This is a genomic window from Stenotrophomonas pictorum JCM 9942 (assembly GCF_001310775.1).
Taxonomy (GTDB): Bacteria; Pseudomonadota; Gammaproteobacteria; order Xanthomonadales; family Xanthomonadaceae; genus Stenotrophomonas; species Stenotrophomonas pictorum.
The window spans coordinates 1-1,771 of sequence record NZ_BAZI01000473.1 but is presented as its reverse complement, the minus strand read 5'-3'; the positions used below and the strand labels follow the sequence as shown (position 1 = coordinate 1,771).

Below are 1,771 nucleotides of genomic sequence, written 5' to 3'. Positions count from 1 at the left end.
CTTGGTCCCACCGCCCCCTCCGCAGGCGCCCAGCACCAACGCCAGCGCGCTGGCCAACACATTGCGTCCCCACACCTTGCTGTTCATTCCCAGCCCCACTCCCCAGTTGGTTGCTATTGCCAATTCAGGTCTTGCCGGCCGCCGGCCGCGCGATGGCGAACATCTATACTGCAACGACAATCCGCTGTCTCCCGGGATGTGCCGTTGGTCCAATGGGCGGACATCCGGAGACATTCGATAATTGCCGCAAGGTATAACCGAGATTGCCCATGTCCGACATCGTCATCGCCGCCGCCAAGCGCACCGCTATTGGCTCCTTCCTTGGCCAGTTCAACGGCGTCCCCACCCCGACCCTCGGCGCGACCGCCATCAGCGCCGCGATGGCGCAGTCCGGCATCCCCGCCGCCGATGTCTGCGAAGTGATCATGGGCTGCGTGCTGCCGGCCAACCTGGGCCAGGCACCCGCCCGCCAGGCTTCGCTGGCCGCCGGTCTGCCGACCAGCGCCGGCGCCACCACCCTCAACAAGGTGTGCGGCTCGGGCATGAAGGCGATCATGCTCGGCCATGACCTGATCAAGGCCGGCTCGGCCAGCATCGTGGTCGCCGGCGGCATGGAATCGATGTCCAACGCCCCGCACATGCTGCCGAACTCGCGCACCGGCAACCGCTACGGCAACTTCCAGGCCGTGGATCACATGGCCTGGGACGGTCTGACCAATCCCTACGACGGCCAGTCGATGGGCGTGTTCGCCGAAGCGGCCGTGGCAAAGTTCAGCTTCAGCCGCGAAGAGCAGGACGCCTACGCGATCGAATCGGTCAAGCGCGCCCAGACCGCACAGGCCAGCGGTGCGTTCAACGACGAGATCGTCGCGGTGAAGGTCGCCACCCGCAAGGGTGACGTTGAATTCGACCAGGACGAACAGCCGGGCAAGTCGGACGTCGCCAAGATCCCGACCCTGCGTCCGGCATTCAAGAAGGACGGCAGCGTCACCGCCGCCAGTTCCTCGAGCATTTCCGACGGTGCCGCCGCCGTGGTGCTGCTGTCGGCCGACGACGCCGCCAGGCGGGGTGTGCAGCCGCTGGCCCGCATCGCCGCACATGCCACCTTCTCGCAGGAACCGGAGTGGTTCACCACCGCCCCGATCGGCGCGATCGGCAAAGTGCTGGAAAAAGCCGGCTGGGATATCGCCGAGGTGGACCTGTTCGAGATCAACGAGGCATTCGCCGTTGTGGCCATGGCGCCGATCCGCGAACTGGGCATTCCGCATGCCAAGGTCAACGTCAATGGCGGGGCCTGTGCGCTCGGTCATCCGATCGGTGCATCGGGTGCGCGTCTGGTGGTTACGCTGGTAAACGCCTTGCGCACGCGCGGCCTCAAGCGTGGCGTCGCATCGCTTTGCATTGGTGGTGGCGAAGCAACCGCTATCGCCATCGAATTGATCTGATTGGAAAATTTCAGACTTTCGCAAATATGAATGCGGAGTCGCTTGACAGCCCAAATGGGATTGTCATCATGTTCCCGGCGCGCAATGGCGCGTTGCCTAATTTCACGACGAGGATTCACAAATGAGCATCAACAAGCTGCTGATCGCTATGACCCTGGGCCTGGCTCTGGCTGCCTGCTCGAAGCAGGAACAGGCTGCTGACGCTGCTGCCGACGCAAACCAGGCTGCTGCTGAAGCCCAGGTCGCTGCTGACCAGGCTGCTGCTGCTGGCGACGCCACCGCTGACGCTGCCCAGGCTGCTGCTGACACCGCCGCCACCGCTGCCG

General features: G+C 64.5%; 1 protein-coding gene and 1 pseudogene. Both read left to right on the top strand.

Annotated features, from left to right (window positions below; translation table 11 throughout):
- Window positions 1–269: 269 nt before the first annotated feature.
- Window positions 270–1,445, top strand: coding sequence for a thiolase family protein (locus tag JCM9942_RS15160; protein WP_054660672.1), 1,176 nt, complete (start codon window positions 270–272; stop codon window positions 1,443–1,445).
- Window positions 1,446–1,566: 121 nt separating this feature from the next.
- A pseudogene (locus JCM9942_RS18445) lies at window positions 1,567–1,771 on the top strand (hypothetical protein); the annotation flags it as partial.